The 15,056-nt window shown below is 73.4% G+C and carries 13 protein-coding genes; 3 read left to right on the forward strand and 10 right to left on the reverse strand.

Annotated elements, in window-relative coordinates:
- Positions 1 to 61: 61 nt before the first annotated feature.
- The 6 genes from hflX to miaA all read right to left on the reverse strand — a co-directional run bounded on the left by hflX (position 62) and on the right by miaA (position 7,960).
- On the reverse strand, positions 62 to 1,561 hold the full coding sequence (hflX, locus tag ABZ312_RS41150; RefSeq protein ID WP_500439916.1) for a GTPase HflX: 1,500 nt from the start codon (positions 1,559 to 1,561) through the stop codon (positions 62 to 64).
- Positions 1,562 to 1,705: 144 nt separating this feature from the next.
- A complete protein-coding gene (locus ABZ312_RS41155; RefSeq protein WP_500439917.1) occupies positions 1,706 to 3,190 on the reverse strand; it encodes a M1 family metallopeptidase in 1,485 nt (494 codons plus the stop codon).
- 72 nt (positions 3,191 to 3,262) lie between these two features.
- Positions 3,263 to 5,395, reverse strand: coding sequence for a RelA/SpoT family protein (locus ABZ312_RS41160; protein ID WP_500329040.1), 2,133 nt, complete (start codon positions 5,393 to 5,395; stop codon positions 3,263 to 3,265).
- Positions 5,396 to 5,547: 152 nt separating this feature from the next.
- Positions 5,548 to 6,426 (reverse strand): diaminopimelate epimerase, encoded by an 879-nt coding sequence (dapF, locus tag ABZ312_RS41165; RefSeq protein WP_499514411.1) that lies wholly within the window; start codon positions 6,424 to 6,426, stop codon positions 5,548 to 5,550.
- Between the two features lie 16 nt (positions 6,427 to 6,442).
- The gene (locus tag ABZ312_RS41170) at positions 6,443 to 6,919 is read right to left on the reverse strand and encodes a hypothetical protein (protein ID WP_500329041.1); all 477 of its coding nucleotides are present in this window, start codon (positions 6,917 to 6,919) and stop codon (positions 6,443 to 6,445) included.
- A 99-nt stretch (positions 6,920 to 7,018) separates the two neighbouring features.
- The gene (miaA, locus tag ABZ312_RS41175) at positions 7,019 to 7,960 is read right to left on the reverse strand and encodes a tRNA (adenosine(37)-N6)-dimethylallyltransferase MiaA (RefSeq protein ID WP_500359611.1); all 942 of its coding nucleotides are present in this window, start codon (positions 7,958 to 7,960) and stop codon (positions 7,019 to 7,021) included.
- 108 nt (positions 7,961 to 8,068) lie between these two features.
- Here miaA and ABZ312_RS41180 point away from each other — a divergent pair, with 108 nt between their 5' ends.
- The gene (locus tag ABZ312_RS41180) at positions 8,069 to 8,308 is read left to right on the forward strand and encodes an antitoxin (RefSeq protein ID WP_499514409.1); all 240 of its coding nucleotides are present in this window, start codon (positions 8,069 to 8,071) and stop codon (positions 8,306 to 8,308) included.
- Positions 8,309 to 8,339: 31 nt separating this feature from the next.
- On the opposite strand, the gene ABZ312_RS41185 is transcribed toward ABZ312_RS41180, so the two are convergent.
- The 4 genes from ABZ312_RS41185 to ABZ312_RS41200 all read right to left on the reverse strand — a co-directional run bounded on the left by ABZ312_RS41185 (position 8,340) and on the right by ABZ312_RS41200 (position 11,925).
- Positions 8,340 to 9,035: a class III extradiol ring-cleavage dioxygenase family protein gene (locus ABZ312_RS41185; protein WP_500329043.1), complete on the reverse strand. Its 696-nt coding sequence runs from the start codon at positions 9,033 to 9,035 to the stop codon at positions 8,340 to 8,342.
- 25 nt (positions 9,036 to 9,060) lie between these two features.
- Positions 9,061 to 9,390, reverse strand: coding sequence for a hypothetical protein (locus ABZ312_RS41190; protein ID WP_499514407.1), 330 nt, complete (start codon positions 9,388 to 9,390; stop codon positions 9,061 to 9,063).
- Positions 9,391 to 9,434: 44 nt separating this feature from the next.
- On the reverse strand, positions 9,435 to 10,925 hold the full coding sequence (miaB, locus tag ABZ312_RS41195) for a tRNA (N6-isopentenyl adenosine(37)-C2)-methylthiotransferase MiaB (RefSeq protein ID WP_500329091.1): 1,491 nt from the start codon (positions 10,923 to 10,925) through the stop codon (positions 9,435 to 9,437).
- Positions 10,926 to 11,037: 112 nt separating this feature from the next.
- Positions 11,038 to 11,925, reverse strand: coding sequence for an MBL fold metallo-hydrolase (locus ABZ312_RS41200; protein ID WP_500329044.1), 888 nt, complete (start codon positions 11,923 to 11,925; stop codon positions 11,038 to 11,040).
- A 132-nt stretch (positions 11,926 to 12,057) separates the two neighbouring features.
- Between ABZ312_RS41200 and ABZ312_RS41205 the strand changes: the two genes are divergently transcribed.
- Together ABZ312_RS41205 and ABZ312_RS41210 are read left to right on the forward strand one after the other, a co-directional pair.
- A complete protein-coding gene (locus ABZ312_RS41205; RefSeq protein ID WP_500329045.1) occupies positions 12,058 to 13,041 on the forward strand; it encodes a TAXI family TRAP transporter solute-binding subunit in 984 nt (327 codons plus the stop codon).
- 121 nt (positions 13,042 to 13,162) lie between these two features.
- Positions 13,163 to 15,056, forward strand: a 1,894-nt coding sequence (locus tag ABZ312_RS41210; protein ID WP_500439918.1) for a bifunctional serine/threonine-protein kinase/glutamate ABC transporter substrate-binding protein, incomplete at its 3' end; no start/stop codon positions are given.

Below are 15,056 nucleotides of genomic sequence, written 5' to 3' on the forward strand. Positions count from 1 at the left end.
CCGGACACGAGGAGGGCCCGCCCCCGGCCTGGGGCGGGCCCTCCTCGTACGTGCGTGCCGCCTAGCGGCGCGCGACCAGCGCGAACGGTTCGAGCTCCGCCGCGAGCTCGTCGTGCACCCGCGCCTTGAGCAGGGTGCCCTCGCCGGTGTGCTCCTCGGAGAGCACCTCGCCGTCCGCGTGCACGCGGGCGACGAGCGCACCGCGCGTGTACGGCACCAGGGCCTCGATCTCGACGGCGGGCCGCGGCAGCTCGTCGTCCACCATGGCGAGCAGCTCCGCGATGCCCCGCCCGGTGCGGGCGGATACGGCGATCGCGTGCTTCTCACGGCGCAGCAGGGACTGCAGCAGCACCGGGTCGGCGGCGTCCGCCTTGTTGATCACCACGATCTCCGGCACGTCCAGCGCGCCGACGTCGCGGAAGACCTCGCGCACGGCGGCGAGCTGCTCGTCCGGGTTGGGGTGCGAGCCGTCCACCACGTGCAGGATGAGGTCGGCCTCGGCGACCTCCTCCATGGTGGAGCGGAACGCCTCGACCAGGTGGTGCGGCAGGTGCCGCACAAAACCGACGGTGTCGGCCAGGGTGTAGAGCCGGCCGCTCGGGGTCTCCGCCCGGCGCACGGTCGGGTCCAGGGTGGCGAACAGCGCGTTCTCCACCAGGACGCCCGCGCCGGTGAGCCGGTTGAGCAGTGAGGACTTGCCGGCGTTGGTGTAACCGGCGATCGCCACCGAGGGCACCTTGTGGCGCTTGCGCTCCTGGCGCTTGAGGTCGCGGCTGGTCTTCATCTCCGCGATCTCCCGGCGCATCTTGGCCATCCTCTCGCGGATGCGCCGCCGGTCGGTCTCGATCTTGGTCTCACCGGGACCACGGGTCGCCATGCCGCCGCCCGAGGAGCCGGCGCCACCGCCACCCATCTGCCGGGACAGCGACTGACCCCAGCCTCGCAGCCGCGGCAGCATGTACTGCATCTGCGCGAGCGAGACCTGGGCCTTGCCCTCACGGCTCTTGGCGTGCTGCGCGAAGATGTCGAGGATCAGTGCGGTGCGGTCGACGACCTTGACCTTGACGACGTCCTCGAGGTGGATGAGCTGGCCGGGGCTGAGCTCACCGTCGCAGACCACGGTGTCCGCACCGCTCTCCATGACGATGTCGCGCAGCTCCTGGGCCTTGCCGGAACCGATGTAGGTGGCCGGGTCCGGCTTGTCACGCCGCTGGATCACACCGTCCAGGACGAGGGCGCCGGCGGTCTCGGCGAGGGCGGCGAGCTCCGCGAGGGAGTTCTCGGCGTCCTGCACCGTGCCGTCCGTCCAGACCCCGACGAGCACGACCCGCTCCAGGCGGAGCTGGCGGTACTCGACCTCGGTGATGTCCTCGAGCTCGGTGGAGAGGCCTGCGACGCGGCGCAGCGACGCCCGCTCGGAGCGGTCGAACTGGTCGCCGTCACGCTCTCCGTCGATCTCGTGACTCCAGGCGACGTCCTCTTCCATCAGGGCGTCGGCCCGAAGGCTCTCGGGGAGGCGCTGGCGGCTGCGGGCAGAAGAAGAGGAGGAAGAGGAGGTCATTGGATCCTTTGCTCGAAAGATCGGCGGGACGGGGGGCTCTCGCCCCTCGTACGGAGACAACGCCGAACGGACCCGGAGGATTCCCCCGGCCCGGGCACGCCGCCGTCGCCGCACCTAGATGGTCGCACGGTCGTCGCCGCCGGGTCACGCGACTTTCCCCGCCTTGCGCCGGTGCGCGGGACCGTGCACCGGTTTGGCGGGCACGGAGCGCTTCCAGTCGGGGTGGCCCGGCATCGGGGGCGTGGTCGGGCCGTAGAGCCAGGCGCCCAGGAAGCCGCCCAGGTCGCGGCCGGCGACCTCGGAGGCGAGGGCGATGAAGTTTCGGGTGGAGGCGACCCCGTCGCGGTGGCGGGCGACCCAGGCCCGCTCCAGCCGCTGGAAGGCGTCGGCGCCCATCTCCTGGCGCAGCGCGTACAGCACGAGCGCTCCGCCGTAGTAGACGTTGCCGCGGAAGATGCCGAGCTTGCCGTCGGCGCCGGGCGGCTTGGGGGCGGCGGCCGGGCCGCCGTCGCGGCGCAGGCGCGCGTCGGCGCCGTAGGCGGCCTTGGCCAGCTGCTCCAGGGTGAGCTCGTGGTAGTGCTCGGCGGCGTAGCGCCACTGGTACCAGGTGGCGTGCCCCTCGTTGAGCCACAGGTCGGACCAGGTCGCGGGCGAGACGCTGTCGCCGAACCACTGGTGGGCCAGTTCGTGCACCATCACCGGAGCCGCGTCGGCCTCCCGGGCCAGCAGCACCCGCCGCTCGAAGAGCGAGAGGGTCTGGGTCTCCAGCTCGAAGCCGGTGACGGTGTCGGCGCTGAGGATGCCGTACGTCTCGAAGGGGTACGGGCCGACCTGCTGCTCCATCCACGCGATCTGCCCGGCGGTCATCGCCAGGCGCTTCTCCAGCTTGGCCCGGTCGGGGTCGGCGGAGCCGACGACGTCGCGCAGCGGGAGGCCGCCGGGGCCGGTGCGGCGCAGCACCGCGGAGCGGCCGATGGAGACCTGGGCGAGCTCGGTGGCCATCACGTGGACGGTGCGGTAGTTCCAGGTCGTCACGGGGCCCTTGCGGACGGCCGTCTCGGGCAGGCCGCTGGCGACGACGGTGAGGTCGTTCGGCGCGGTGACGTGGAAGGCGAAGCGGGCCTTGTCCGAGGGGTGGTCGTTGCAGGGGAAGACGGTGTGGGCGGCGGCTGCCTGGTTGGCCATGGCCAGGCCGTCCTTGGTGCGGATCCAGCCGGTGTCGCCCTTGACCGCGGGGTCGCTGGTGTGGACGACGGTCACCCGCAGGCGGTCGCCGCGCGGTACCGGGACGGCGGGGGTGACGACCAGTTCCTCGCGCCAGGTGCTGAACGCCGCCCGGCGGCCGTTGACCTGCACGGAACGGACGTCGCCGCGGAAGTCGAGGTGGAAGCGGTCGAGGGTGTCCGTGGCGAGCGCGTCGACCCGGGTCACCGCGTCCAGGGGCCGGTCGTTGCCGCGGTAGGTGAACGAGATGTCGTAGTCGTAGACGTCGTACCCGGGGTTGCCGAGTTCGGGGTAGAGCCGGTCACCGAGCCCCGCGGGCGTCGCGTCGCCGGGCAGTCCGGCCGCGGTGAGCGCCACCACGGCCGCCGCGGTGACGGTGGCACGGCGCGCAAAGGATCCGATCATGGGATACCGGTATCAGCGCACCGTGCCCGCCCGCCGGCGGCACGTCAGCACCCCACCCGATCGGGTACTCCCCTACGGCTGCGCGGCGGCCACGGCCTCCTGGGCGCGGTACACGTCGTACACACCGGGGACGGCGCGCATGGCGCGCATGAGGGCGGGCAGCGCTTCCGGGTCGGGCAGTTCGACGGTGTAGGTGTGGCGTACGCGGTGCTCCTGCGGCGGCTCCACGGCCGCGTAGACGATGGCGACGCCCTGGGTGGCGATCACCTCGGTGAGGTCGGCGAGCAGCCGGGGCCGGCCGAGCGCCTCGGCGTAGAGGGTGGCCCGATGGCCGGTGACGGGGGCGTCGGAGCGCCAGTGGACGGCGACCCTGGCGCGGCCCGAGGCGGCCATGCGCGCGGCGACGGGACACTCGCTGCGGTGCACGGCGACGGTGCCGCCGCGGATGGGGAAGCCGGTGATCCCGTCGGGCGGCACGGGCGTGCAGCAGCGGGCCATGCGGACGGCGGTCCCGGGCGGGTCGGTGTCCGCGAGCGGTTCGGCGGCCCTGCGGGCGGCCGTCGCGGCGGCGCGGACGGCGGGGGCGGCCGGCTCCTCCTCGGCGGTGGCCGCCGGGTGGGCCTCCAGCCAGCGGGCGATGGCGATCCGGGCGGCCGGGGTGCGGGCGTGCTCCAGCCACTCGGGCGACGGCCCGTACCCGTCCCCGTCCCCGTCGGTGGCCTCGGCCATCAGGAGCTGGACGGTGTCGCCGTCCCGCAGGACCGTGCCGAGCGGCGCGAGCCGCCCGTTGACGCGCACGCCGACGCAGGAGTGGGCGCCCTCACCGTGCAGTGCGTACGCGGCGTCGGTACAGGTGGCGCCGTCGGGCAGGCCCACGGTGCCGCCGTCGGCGGAGAAGACGGTGATCTCGCGGTCCTGGGCGAGCTCGTCGCGCAGGGTGCTCCAGAAGAAGTCCGGGTCGGGGGCCTCGCGCTGCCACTCCAGCAACCGGGCCAACCAGCCGGGGCGCGTGGGGTCGACGCGCTCGCCCTCGTCGGAGTCCGCCGCCTCGGCGGTGGCGTACGGGTTGCCGAGCGCGATGACCCCGGCCTCGGCGGTGTGGTGCATCTGCCGTGTGCGGATGAGGACTTCGGCGATGCGGCCCTCGCCGTCGCGGATGGCGGTGTGCAGCGACTGGTACAGATTGAACTTGGGCGCCGCGATGAAGTCCTTGAACTCCGCGATCACGGGGGTGAAGCAGGTGTGCAGTTCACCGAGGACGGCGTAGCAGTCGGCGTCCTCGGCGACCTGGATCAGCACCCGCCCGAAGTCGCTGCCGCCGGGCTGCGCGCCGCCGCGCTTGAGCCGCACGCGGTGCACGGACACCACGTGCCGGGGCCGTACCTCGACCTCGGAGCTGATGCCGGCCTCGCGGAGCACCTTGCGGACGTCCTCGGCGACGGCGCCCAGCGGATCGGGCAGGGCGGCGTGCTCCAGGATGAGTTCGGTGGTGCGGAGGTAGTCCTCGGGGTGGAGGATGGCGAAGACCAGGTCCTCCAGTTCGGTCTTCAGCGCCTGGACGCCGAGGCGTTCGGCGAGCGGGATCAGCACGTCCCGGGTGACCTTCGCGATGCGGGCCTGTTTCTCGGGGCGCATGACGCCGAGGGTGCGCATGTTGTGCAGCCGGTCGGCGAGCTTGATGGACATGACGCGGACGTCGTTGCCGGTGGCGACGAGCATCTTGCGGAAGGTCTCGGGCTCGGCGGCGGCGCCGTAGTCCACCTTCTCCAGCTTGGTGACGCCGTCGACGAGGAAGCGGACCTCCTCGCCGAACTCCTCCCGCACCTGATCGAGCGTCACATCGGTGTCCTCGACGGTGTCGTGGAGCAGCGACGCGGTCAACGTCGTGGTCTCCGCCCCGAGTTCGGCGAGGATCAGGGTCACGGCGAGCGGGTGCGTGATGTACGGCTCCCCGCTCTTGCGCATCTGGCCGCGGTGCGAGGACTCGGCGAGCACGTACGCCGTGTGCAGGATGGCGAGGTCCGCGCCGGGATGTCGGGCGCGGTGCACCTTGGCGATGTGCTCGATGGACTCCGGCAGCCGGCCGGCGCGGCCGCCGGGGCCCAGCAGGGCGGCGCGCCCCAGCCGGCGCAGGTCCGCGGCCCGGGGGATGCGCCTGCGTCCTGCGGCGCCCGGGGCGGTCTCCACTGCGTTGTCCGGTCTCATGCGGCACCTCCGGCAGCGTCACCCACCGGCGGGATGGCTTCCGTGCCGGTGCTTGATGCTACCGAGCCCATCACGTGCCGCTGCCACGCTCTCGCCCAGCGTGATCGGCATCACCCGTTCGAGCGAATACCGGGCCCTCGGAGCGGGTATCCTCAGCCGCCGTCGCCGAGCCAGGCCGGATCGATGACGCCCTCGGCGACGATCACGGCGGGACCGGTCATCTCGACGGTGCCGTCGGGACGTTCGGTGATCACCAGGGTGCCGCCCGGCAGGTCGACGCGGTACGTCTCGGGACGGCCGGTGACGGCCGGGTCGCGGCCGTCGCGCCGGGCCGCGGCGACCATGACGGCGCAGGCCCCGGTGCCGCAGGAACGGGTCTCGCCGGAGCCGCGCTCGTGGACCCGCATGGCGACGTGGCGCTCCCCCCGGTCGACGACGAACTCCACGTTCACACCGTCCGGGTAGGCCGCCGCAGGCGTGTGGGCCGGGGGGTCCAGCAGCTTGCCGGCGTCGGCGAGGTCGTCGACGAAGGCGACGGCGTGCGGGTTGCCCATGTTCACGTTGCGGGCGGGCCAGCTGCGCTCGCCGACCGCCACCTCGACCTCGCCGGCGGGGAGCGCGGCGCGGCCCATGTCGACGGTGATGTCGCCGTCCTTGTCGATGTGCACCCGGCGCACGCCGGCGCGGGTCGCCACGGCGACGTCCCCGGCACCGGTGAGACCGGCGCGCCGGAGGTAGTGGGCGAAGACCCGCACGCCGTTGCCGCACATCTCCGCAATGCTGCCGTCACTGTTGCGGTAGTCCATGAACCACTCGGCCTCGGCGGCCATGGCCGCGGCCTCCGGGTGCTTCGCCGACCGCACGACCCGCAGCACCCCGTCGCCGCCGATCCCGGCGCGGCGGTCGCACAGGCGCGCGACGGTCCCCGCGGTCAGGTCGAGGGCCCCGTCGGGGTCGGGGATGATCACGAAGTCGTTCTCCGTGCCGTGCCCCTTGAGGAAGGGCAGGCCCTGCGGTGCTGCGCTGGTCATGCGCCGAGTCTACGGGTCAGCGCAGACGGGCGACCCGCCAGAAGGCGAGCAGCGTCAGCACCACCGTGATCGCCGCGTACAGCGCCACGAAGCGCCAGTCCGGGCGGCGGCCGGAGCCGCGGGCCGGCAGCCCCGGCCAGGTGTAGCCGACCCGCCGGGCGGCCATGATCCCCCAGCCCGCGGCGCAGCAGCCCAGCAGGAGGCCGAGCATCGCGACGACGGCACCGCCGTCGCCGGTCTCGAAGGCCAGCGGGAAGGCGAACATGAGCGAGCCGAGCACGCCGAGGGCGACAATCGGGGCGAGCTGCCACGCGCGCAGGCGCCGCTCGGGACGCAGCTCGCGGAAGGACTGCTCCTCCTCCGCGAGGGTCTGCCCGTCCAGTGGGTCCTCCAGGGGGCCGTCCACCACGAGCCGGTCGCGCGGCTCGAGCTCCTCGCCAGAGGTGCGCTCGGTGTGTTCCGGCTGCGGTCCGTTGCGAGGGCCGGCTTCCATCGCCACGCGCCCTCCCAAGAAGTCCGACACCGTAGCTCCGATGCTCGATGATGGCACGCTCGAAGAGGCGTCAAGTGCCGCTGGGGCGTCCCGATGCCATCACGTGATCAGGCTGTGACCGCCCGACCGGGCGGGGCCGAGCAGGGCGAGCGCCTGGCCGACCAGTTCCTGTCCACGGCCCGCCAGCCAGTGCACCCGGCCGTCCCGGCGGAACCACGAGTCCTGCCGGCGCGCGAAGCGTTTGGTGGCCCGGACGGTCTCGGCGCGCGCCTCCGCGTCCGTGCACTCCCCGGCCAGCGCGGCCAGCACCTGCTGGTAGCCGAGCGCCCGGGAGGCCGTGCGCCCCTCGCGCAGGCCGGCCGTCTCCAGGGCGGCCACCTCGCCGACCAGTCCGGCCTCCCACATGCGGTCGACCCGCAGCGTGATGCGTTCGTCGAGCTCCGGGCGGGGGACGTCGACGCCGATCTGGACGGTGTCGTACACGGAGTCGTGCCCGGGCAGGTTCGCGGTGAAGGGGCGGCCGGTGATCTCCACGACCTCCAGCGCGCGGACGATCCGCCGGCCGTTGCTGGGCAGGATCGCGCGGGCCGCCTCCGGGTCCACGGCGGCCAGGCGGGCGTGCAACGGGCCGGAGCCGAGCGTGTCGAGCTCGGCCTCCAGCCGGGCGCGCACCTGCGGGTCGGTGCCGGGGAACTCCAGGGCGTCGATGGCGGCGCGCACGTAGAGCCCCGAGCCGCCGACGAGCACGGGGGTGCGACCGGCGGCCAGCAGCCGGTCGATCTCGGCGCGGGCGAGGCGCTGGTACTCGGCGACGCTGGCGGCCTGGGTGACGTCCCACATGTCGAGCAGGTGGTGCGGCACGCCCTGCCGCTCGTCCTCGGTGAGCTTGGCGGTGCCGATGTCCATGCCGCGGTAGAGCTGCATGGAATCCGCGTTGACCACCTCGCCGTCGAGGGCCTGCGCAAGGGCGACTCCGAGGTCGGACTTGCCGGCCGCGGTGGGGCCGACGACGGCGATCACGTGGGGGACGTCGATTCTCACGTGCACAGTTTCGCAAATTCCGGCGGCGCGGATTCACCGGTGGACGGGTAAGATCTTTACGGGAAAGGGGTCATTTCCGGCAAAGGCATCCACGGGAGACGGTGACGCATGAGCTTCAAGGACACGCTGAAGGCCAAGGCCGAGCACGCCAAGGCCAGGGCCGGCGCGAAGGCCGGCGACTTCATGGAGCACCACGGCGAGTCGATCGGCTCCCGCCTGGACAAGGTCGCGCGCACGGTCGACGAGAAGACCAAGCACAAGTACAGCGGGAAGATCCACAAGGGCGTGGACAAGACGAAGGACGCCATGGAGCACCTCAAGGAGGGCGGCTCCAAGGGCACGCCCTGAGGACGGTCCCGGACCCCGGGGACCGGCCGGTCTACGACCAGGCCGCCACGAAGTAGCCGACGCCGTAGGGCGCCTGGTCGTACAGCAGTTGGCCACCGAGCCCGGCGCCGTCCGCGGCGCCGGCCAGGACCTGCCACGGGGCGCGGCCTGCCGCCCCCAGGTCGGTGGCGAGCCGTGCGTCCAGGGCCGCCAGCGCCCCGGTGTCGGCGGCACCGAGGGCGCGCGCCACGGACGCGTCGAAGGGCTCGGCCCGCTCGTCGAGGTAGCCGGGAGCCTTGAGCGTGCGGGACGTGGTGCCGTCGCCCATGACCAGCAGCGTCACCCGGTCGGCCAGCCCCGCCAGTCCCTGTCCCAGCTCCAGCATCCTGGCCGCCGGCGCGTGCGCGGGCACGGCGCAGGCGTGCAGGGGCGCCGCGGAGCCCGCCTGCGTCAGGAGCCAGGCCGCGAGCGTCAGCGACGGGGCCAGGGGCTCGGGGTCGCTGCCGTCGCCGAGCCGCACCGTCAGGTTGACGCCGTACGGGCGCAGCGAGCCCGTACCGCCGCCTTCCCAGACGTGCGCGGAGTCCGCGGCACCCACCACGACCAGCAGATCGGCACGCGCGGCGGCCAGCACGGCCAACGCGTCGGCGCAGGCGGCGCGCAGCGGGTCCAGTTCCGGCGCCGCGCCCGACGCGACGTCGGGCACGAGCAGCGGCGGACAGGGGCAGACGGCGGCGGCGACCAGCATGATCGGAACCCTACCGTCCGCCGTCTCAGAAGCCCTCGGGCACGCGGTCCCAGGGCTCGGCCGTGGCGGCGACCTTCGGGTCCTTGCTGTCGCGGACCAGCTCGGCGACCGTGAAACGGCAGATGTAGGTCGTGGTCACACCCTCGTTGACCTGGACGAACCCCTCCCCCGAGCGGTACAGCCAGCTGCGCCGCACGCTGAACGGCTTGCTGGGCCGGTAGGCCAGCGCCGCCTCCTCCAGCTTGCCCAGCGCCTCCTCGCGCGTGCCCTCGGCGTGGCCGAGGAGCTCGAACTCCCAGCGCCTGGCGTCGCCGCTGCCCACGGTCTCCTCGGCGAAGAGCCCCCAACGAGCCATCCGTGTCCCCCCTCGTCTCCGCGGTCCTCGCGGACCCCGCTCCGTCAGTCGCAGCCGCAGCCCGGCGCGGCGACCGCCGCTGCGGGAACGGGCGCGCCGATCGTCGGCAGGCCCAGCATGACACCCGCGGGCTTGGCCGCCGCGGCCGAGGTACGCCGCTCCCAGGCGTCGCCCGCCGCAGTGCGGCGGACGCCGAAGGCCGGGCTCTCGGCGAGCAGGTGGTGCGGCGCGGCGTAGGTGATCTCCGCCATGACCATGTCCCCGGGGCGGACCGGCTCGGCGGGCGGCGCGAAGTGCACCAGGCGGTTGTCGGGGGCGCGGCCGGACAGGCGGTGCGTGGCGTCGTCCTTGCGGCCCTCGCCCTCGGCGACCAGCACCTCCAGGACGCGGCCGACCTGCTTCTTGTTCTCGGCCCAGGAGATCTCCTCCTGCAGCGCGACCAGCCGCTCGTAGCGCTCCTGGACGACCGCCTTCGGCACCTGCCCCTCCATCTCGGCGGCGGGCGTGCCCGGGCGCTTGGAGTACTGGAAGGTGAAGGCCTGCGCGAAGCGCGCCTCGCGGACGACGTGCAGCGTCTGCTCGAAGTCCTCCTCGGTCTCGCCGGGGAAGCCCACGATGATGTCGGTGGAGATGGCGGCGTCCGGCATGGCCGCGCGCACCTTCTCGATGATGCCGAGGTAGCGGTCCTGCCGGTACGAGCGGCGCATCGCGCGCAGCACGGCGTCGGAGCCGGACTGCAGCGGCATGTGCAGCTGGTGCATCACGTTCGGGGTCTCGGCCATGGCCGCGATCACGTCGTCGGTGAAGTCGCGCGGGTGGGGCGAGGTGAAGCGGACCCGCTCCAGGCCGTCGATCTTCCCGCAGGCGCGCAGCAGCTTGCTGAAGGCCTCGCGGTCGCCGATGTCGGAGCCGTAGGCGTTGACGTTCTGGCCGAGCAGGGTGACCTCGGTGACGCCCTCGGCGACCAGCGCCTCGACCTCGGCGAGGATGTCGCCGGGGCGGCGGTCCTTCTCCTTGCCGCGCAGCGCGGGGACGATGCAGAAGGTGCAGGTGTTGTTGCAGCCGACCGAGATCGACACCCACGCCGCGTAGGCCGACTCGCGCCGCGTCGGCAGCGTGGACGGGAAGGTCTCCAGCGACTCGGCGATCTCGACCTGCGCCTCTTCCGCGATCCTGGCGCGCTCCAGCAGCACGGGGAGGCTGCCGATGTTGTGGGTGCCGAAGACGACGTCGACCCAGGGGGCCTTCTTGACGATCGTGTCCCGGTCCTTCTGCGCCAGGCAGCCGCCGACGGCGATCTGCATGCCCGGCCGGGCGGCCTTCTGCGGCGCCAGGCGGCCGAGGTTGCCGTACAGGCGGTTGTCGGCGTTCTCCCGGACCGCGCAGGTGTTGAAGACGACGACATCTGCGGACACCGTGCCGTCCTCGTCCTTGGGCGCGCGGACGTAGCCGGCCGCCTCCAGGAGGCCTGCCAGCCGCTCGGAGTCGTGGACGTTCATCTGGCACCCGTAGGTGCGGATCTCGTAGCTCTTCACATCCTGCTCTTCACGCTGCACCCATCCAGGGTAAGGGCGCGCCGCGCGCGCTCGTGCCCGCGCCCGCCCCCGCGCGGACGGCGCCGGGCGGCACCGGGCGGCGCCCGCCGCATCAGGTGCCGGGTGGCTCGGCGAGGAGGCGGTGGCCGCCCGCCCCCGGGACGACGCTTCCCGCGGTGGGGGGCGGGAAGTGGGTGCCGAGCAGCAGGGTGTCCGTACCCGCGTACGCGCTGAGCAGCGCGCGGCGGGTGCGCACGGCCAGGGCCGCGTCGGAGTCGGCGGTGCTGGTGATCGCGGGGTCGGCGATCTGCACGGGGTGGTGGAAGCTGTCGCCGGTGACCAGCGCGGACCGCCCGGCACCGTGCAGCTCCACCGCGACCTGCCCCGGGGTGTGCCCGGGCACCGCCAGGAGACGGATGCCGGGGGCGGCCTCCACGGGGGCGTCGGCGACGTCGGCCAGGTCGAGCAGTCCGGCGTCGCGGACCGGCAGCACCGAGTCGCGGAAGACCTGCCGGTGGTCGTCGTCCAGGTCCGTGCCCGCCCAGTGGTCCCATTCGGCACGGGAGACCAGGTAACGGGCGCGGGGGAAGGCGGGCACCCAGGTGCCGCCGTCGTCACGGGTGTTCCAGCCGACGTGGTCGGTGTGCAGGTGGGTGAGGATCACCAGGTCCACGGCGTGCGGCGGGAAGCCCGCCTCCGCCAGCCGCCGCGGGTAGTCGGTGGCGAGCCGGTGCCACGCGGGGTCGGACCGGGTCTTGCCGTTGCCGATCCCGGTGTCCACCAGGACGCGCAGGCCGCCGGCCACCACGGCGAAGGTGTGGGTGGCCAGCCGGAGCGTGCCGTCGGGGGCGGCGAAGTCCGGCCGCAGCCACGGCGCCGCCGCCACCACCTGCGGGGTCGCGGCGGGCAGCAGCCGCCGTCCGGTCGCCGCGGGCAGCGTGGTCTCGTCGACGCGGTGCACGACGAGGTCGCCCACCGTCCAGCTCACGTTGCGTCCCATGGCGGGGCCTCCCTTCGGGCGGGGTGCGCCCTGGGACGAGTGTTCCCCGCGGGGCGGGCCGTCACCTGCGGTGACCGGACGCGGCCGGAGGGCACTGGCCAGCGCGGCGCCGGGCCTGGCACTATCGCGGGGATGGAGTTCCCCCGTATCGGCAGACGCAGGGCAGTGCAGGCCGTGCTGGCGGTGGCGGCGGCGGTCGCGCTGCTGCTGTGGTGGGTGCTGCCCTCCGACGGGCCGTCGTACCCGAAGGACCGGGTCGACTTCGCCACCGGTGTGCGCAACGGCGTGTACGACACGTACGGCAAGCGGCTCCAGCCCTACCTGCACACCGACCTGCCCGGGGTGCCGGTGCGCCTGGTGCGGTCCGAGGGGTCCGTGGACAACGTCCGGCGGGTGGCGACCGGCAAGGCCCACTTCGCGATCGCCGCGGCCGACGCCGTCGCCGACTACGACGGCCCGGGCGCGGGGCGGCTGCGTGCCTGCGCCCGGCTGTACGACGACTACATGCAGCTCGTGGTGCCCGCCGACTCGCCCGTGAGGTCGGCGAAGGACCTGCGCGGACTGCGGGTGGGGATCGGCCAGCCCAGCTCCGGGGTGAGCCTGATAGCCCAGCGGCTGCTCGAGGCGGCGGACCTCGGGGAGCCCGGGGACGTGCGGCGCCGGACGGTCGGCATCGACCGGGCGCCGGAGATGCTGCGCCAGGGGAAGCTGGACGCGTTCTTCTGGTCGGGCGGACTGCCGACCAAGACCATCGCGAACCTGGCGGAGACCACCAACGTGAAGCTGGTGCAACTCGGCGACCTGGTGGCCCGGCTGCACGCCGAGAGCGACGAGTCGGCCTACTACCGGCAGGCCGTCATGCCGGCGGACGCGTACCCCATGGTCCAGGGAGGCCGCGCGGTGCAGACGATCGCCGTGGCCAACCTGCTGATCACCACGGACCGGACGGACACCGGGCTGGTGGAGCGCCTCACCCGCACGGTGATCGACAGTCGTGACCGGATCGGTCAGGAGGTGCACGCCGCGCAGCTGATGGACCTGCGGACGGCGGTCTTCACCGACCCGCTGAGGCTGCACGCCGGCGCCGAGCGCTACTACCAGTCCGTGAAGCCCTGAGCCCTGGACCGGTACGGACCATTGCGCCCGACATGTGATCGTCCACCACCCCGGGGACGATGTTCATCACCGTCAGAGCCCCCTAACCTGTAGCGGACCACGTACCGATGGGGGAACACGCATGAGTACTGGGGGGATGCCGCACACCCTCGTCGACGGCCGCTACGAACTGCGCCGGCAGTTGGGGCGCGGCGGCATGGGCGTGGTGTGGGAGGCCTACGACAACCGGCTCGGCCGTCAGGTCGCCGTCAAGGAGCTGCTGTTCCGGGGCGCGCTGGACCCGGAGACGCAGGCACAGTGGGTGGAGCGGGCGCGCCGGGAGGCGCAGGCCATCGCCCGGATCGGGCACGAGCACGTGGTCGCCGTGCACGACGTGATCGAGGCCGACGGCCAGGTCTGGATCGTCATGGAGCAGGTCAACCCGCACTCCTTGGCGGACCAGTTGCGCGAGCAGGGCCGGATCCCGGCGCTGCAGGCGGCGCGGATCGGCCTGGAGGTGCTGCGCGGACTGCGCGCGGTGCACGCGGCCGGGGTGCTGCACCGGGACGTGAAGCCGCACAACATCCTGTTCCGCCGGGACGGGCGGGCGGTGCTCATGGACTTCGGGATCGCCACCTTCGAGGGCGCGGCCCAGGTGACGCGGGTCCACGAGACCGTCGGCACCCCGCAGTACCTGGCACCGGAGCTGGCCAACCGGCTGCCGCCCACGCCCGCCTCCGACCTGTGGTCGCTGGGCGTCACCCTCTACGAGATGGTCGAGGGCCGGGCCCCCTTCCGCGGCCCGACGCCGTACGAGGTGCTGGAGGCCGTCCGCACGGCCGAGGTGCCGCCGACGGCGCACGCGGGGCCGCTGCGCCCGCTGATCGACGGGCTGCTGGTCAAGGAACCGGGGGCGCGGCTGTCGGCGGAGCGCACCGAGCAGTTGCTGCAGCACGTGGCCCAGGAGACCCCGCAGTTCCCGGTCGGCGTCTACCCGGACTACGACCCGGACGCCACGCGGACGGACGGGTCCGGCGGCACCGCACAGCAGGTTCCCGACTCCGTGGCCCCGTCGCAGGATCCGCGGCCCCCGCGACCGCGCCCCTCCCGGCGACGCTGGTACGCGCTGGCGGCGGGCGGGGTCGCCCTCGCGGTCCTGGCCGCGGGCGGGTGGTTCGCCGTCGACCGGCTGGGGGACGACGGCCCCGACCTCTCCTCCTCGCCGACCTACCGGACGGCGCGCGACCGCGGCTACCTCGTGGTCGGCGTCAAGAAGGACCAGCCGGGCCTCAGCGAGGCCTCCAGCACCGCCAAGGACGGGTACGAGGGGTTCGACATCGACCTCGCGAGGGCCATCGCCAGGCATCTGGGCTTCGACAAGGTGCAGTTCACGGTCGTGGACACCCAGTCGCGCGAGTACTTCCTGCGCGCCGGGTACGTCGACTTCATAGTGGCGAGCTACTCCATCACGGAGGAACGCAAGAAGTCCGTCGACTTCGCGGGCCCCTACTACCAGGCCGGCCAGGACTTCCTCGTCCGCGAGGACGCCCCCGTCCACAGCGTGCAGGACCTCTTCGGCCGTCACGTCTGCACCGTCACCGACTCGACGCCGGCCGAGCGGCTCCGCAAGGAGTACCCGCAGATACGGACCGAGCAGCAGACCTCGTACGGGCTGTGCGTCGGCCAGCTGCTGGCGGGGAAGGTCGACGCCGTCTCCACCGACGACATCATCCTGGCCGGATACCGCGCGCAGCACACCGGGCAACTGCGGCTGCTGGGCGTCCCCTTCGGGACCGAGGAGTACGGCGTGGGGCTGGCCCAGAACGAGCCCGAACTGAAGCACGCCATATGCGACGCCATCAAGGACGAGATCTCCTCCGGGGCGTGGCGCGCCTCGTACGTCAAGCACCTCAAGCCGCTGGCCTCACAGGAGGTGGCGGACCTTGGGCACACACCCTGGCGCGGCGGGTTCCCCGCGTCGTGTCCCGCGGCGCACGCGACGGGGGCGCGGCAGCGACGAGGGCCTGGTCACGGAC

The organism is Streptomyces sp. NPDC006207 (assembly GCF_040613835.1).
Taxonomy (GTDB): domain Bacteria; phylum Actinomycetota; class Actinomycetes; order Streptomycetales; family Streptomycetaceae; genus Actinacidiphila.

Coding starts and splice junctions, on each gene's coding strand:
- hflX (WP_500439916.1), bottom strand. CDS start 1,561: ATGACCTCCTCTTCCTCCTCTTCTTCTGCCCGCAGCCGCCAGCGCCTC.
- ABZ312_RS41155 (WP_500439917.1), bottom strand. CDS start 3,190: ATGATCGGATCCTTTGCGCGCCGTGCCACCGTCACCGCGGCGGCCGTG.
- ABZ312_RS41160 (WP_500329040.1), bottom strand. CDS start 5,395: ATGAGACCGGACAACGCAGTGGAGACCGCCCCGGGCGCCGCAGGACGC.
- dapF (WP_499514411.1), bottom strand. CDS start 6,426: ATGACCAGCGCAGCACCGCAGGGCCTGCCCTTCCTCAAGGGGCACGGC.
- ABZ312_RS41170 (WP_500329041.1), bottom strand. CDS start 6,919: ATGGAAGCCGGCCCTCGCAACGGACCGCAGCCGGAACACACCGAGCGC.
- ABZ312_RS41180 (WP_499514409.1), top strand. CDS start 8,069: ATGAGCTTCAAGGACACGCTGAAGGCCAAGGCCGAGCACGCCAAGGCC.
- ABZ312_RS41185 (WP_500329043.1), bottom strand. CDS start 9,035: ATGCTGGTCGCCGCCGCCGTCTGCCCCTGTCCGCCGCTGCTCGTGCCC.
- ABZ312_RS41190 (WP_499514407.1), bottom strand. CDS start 9,390: ATGGCTCGTTGGGGGCTCTTCGCCGAGGAGACCGTGGGCAGCGGCGAC.
- ABZ312_RS41200 (WP_500329044.1), bottom strand. CDS start 11,925: ATGGGACGCAACGTGAGCTGGACGGTGGGCGACCTCGTCGTGCACCGC.
- ABZ312_RS41205 (WP_500329045.1), top strand. CDS start 12,058: ATGGAGTTCCCCCGTATCGGCAGACGCAGGGCAGTGCAGGCCGTGCTG.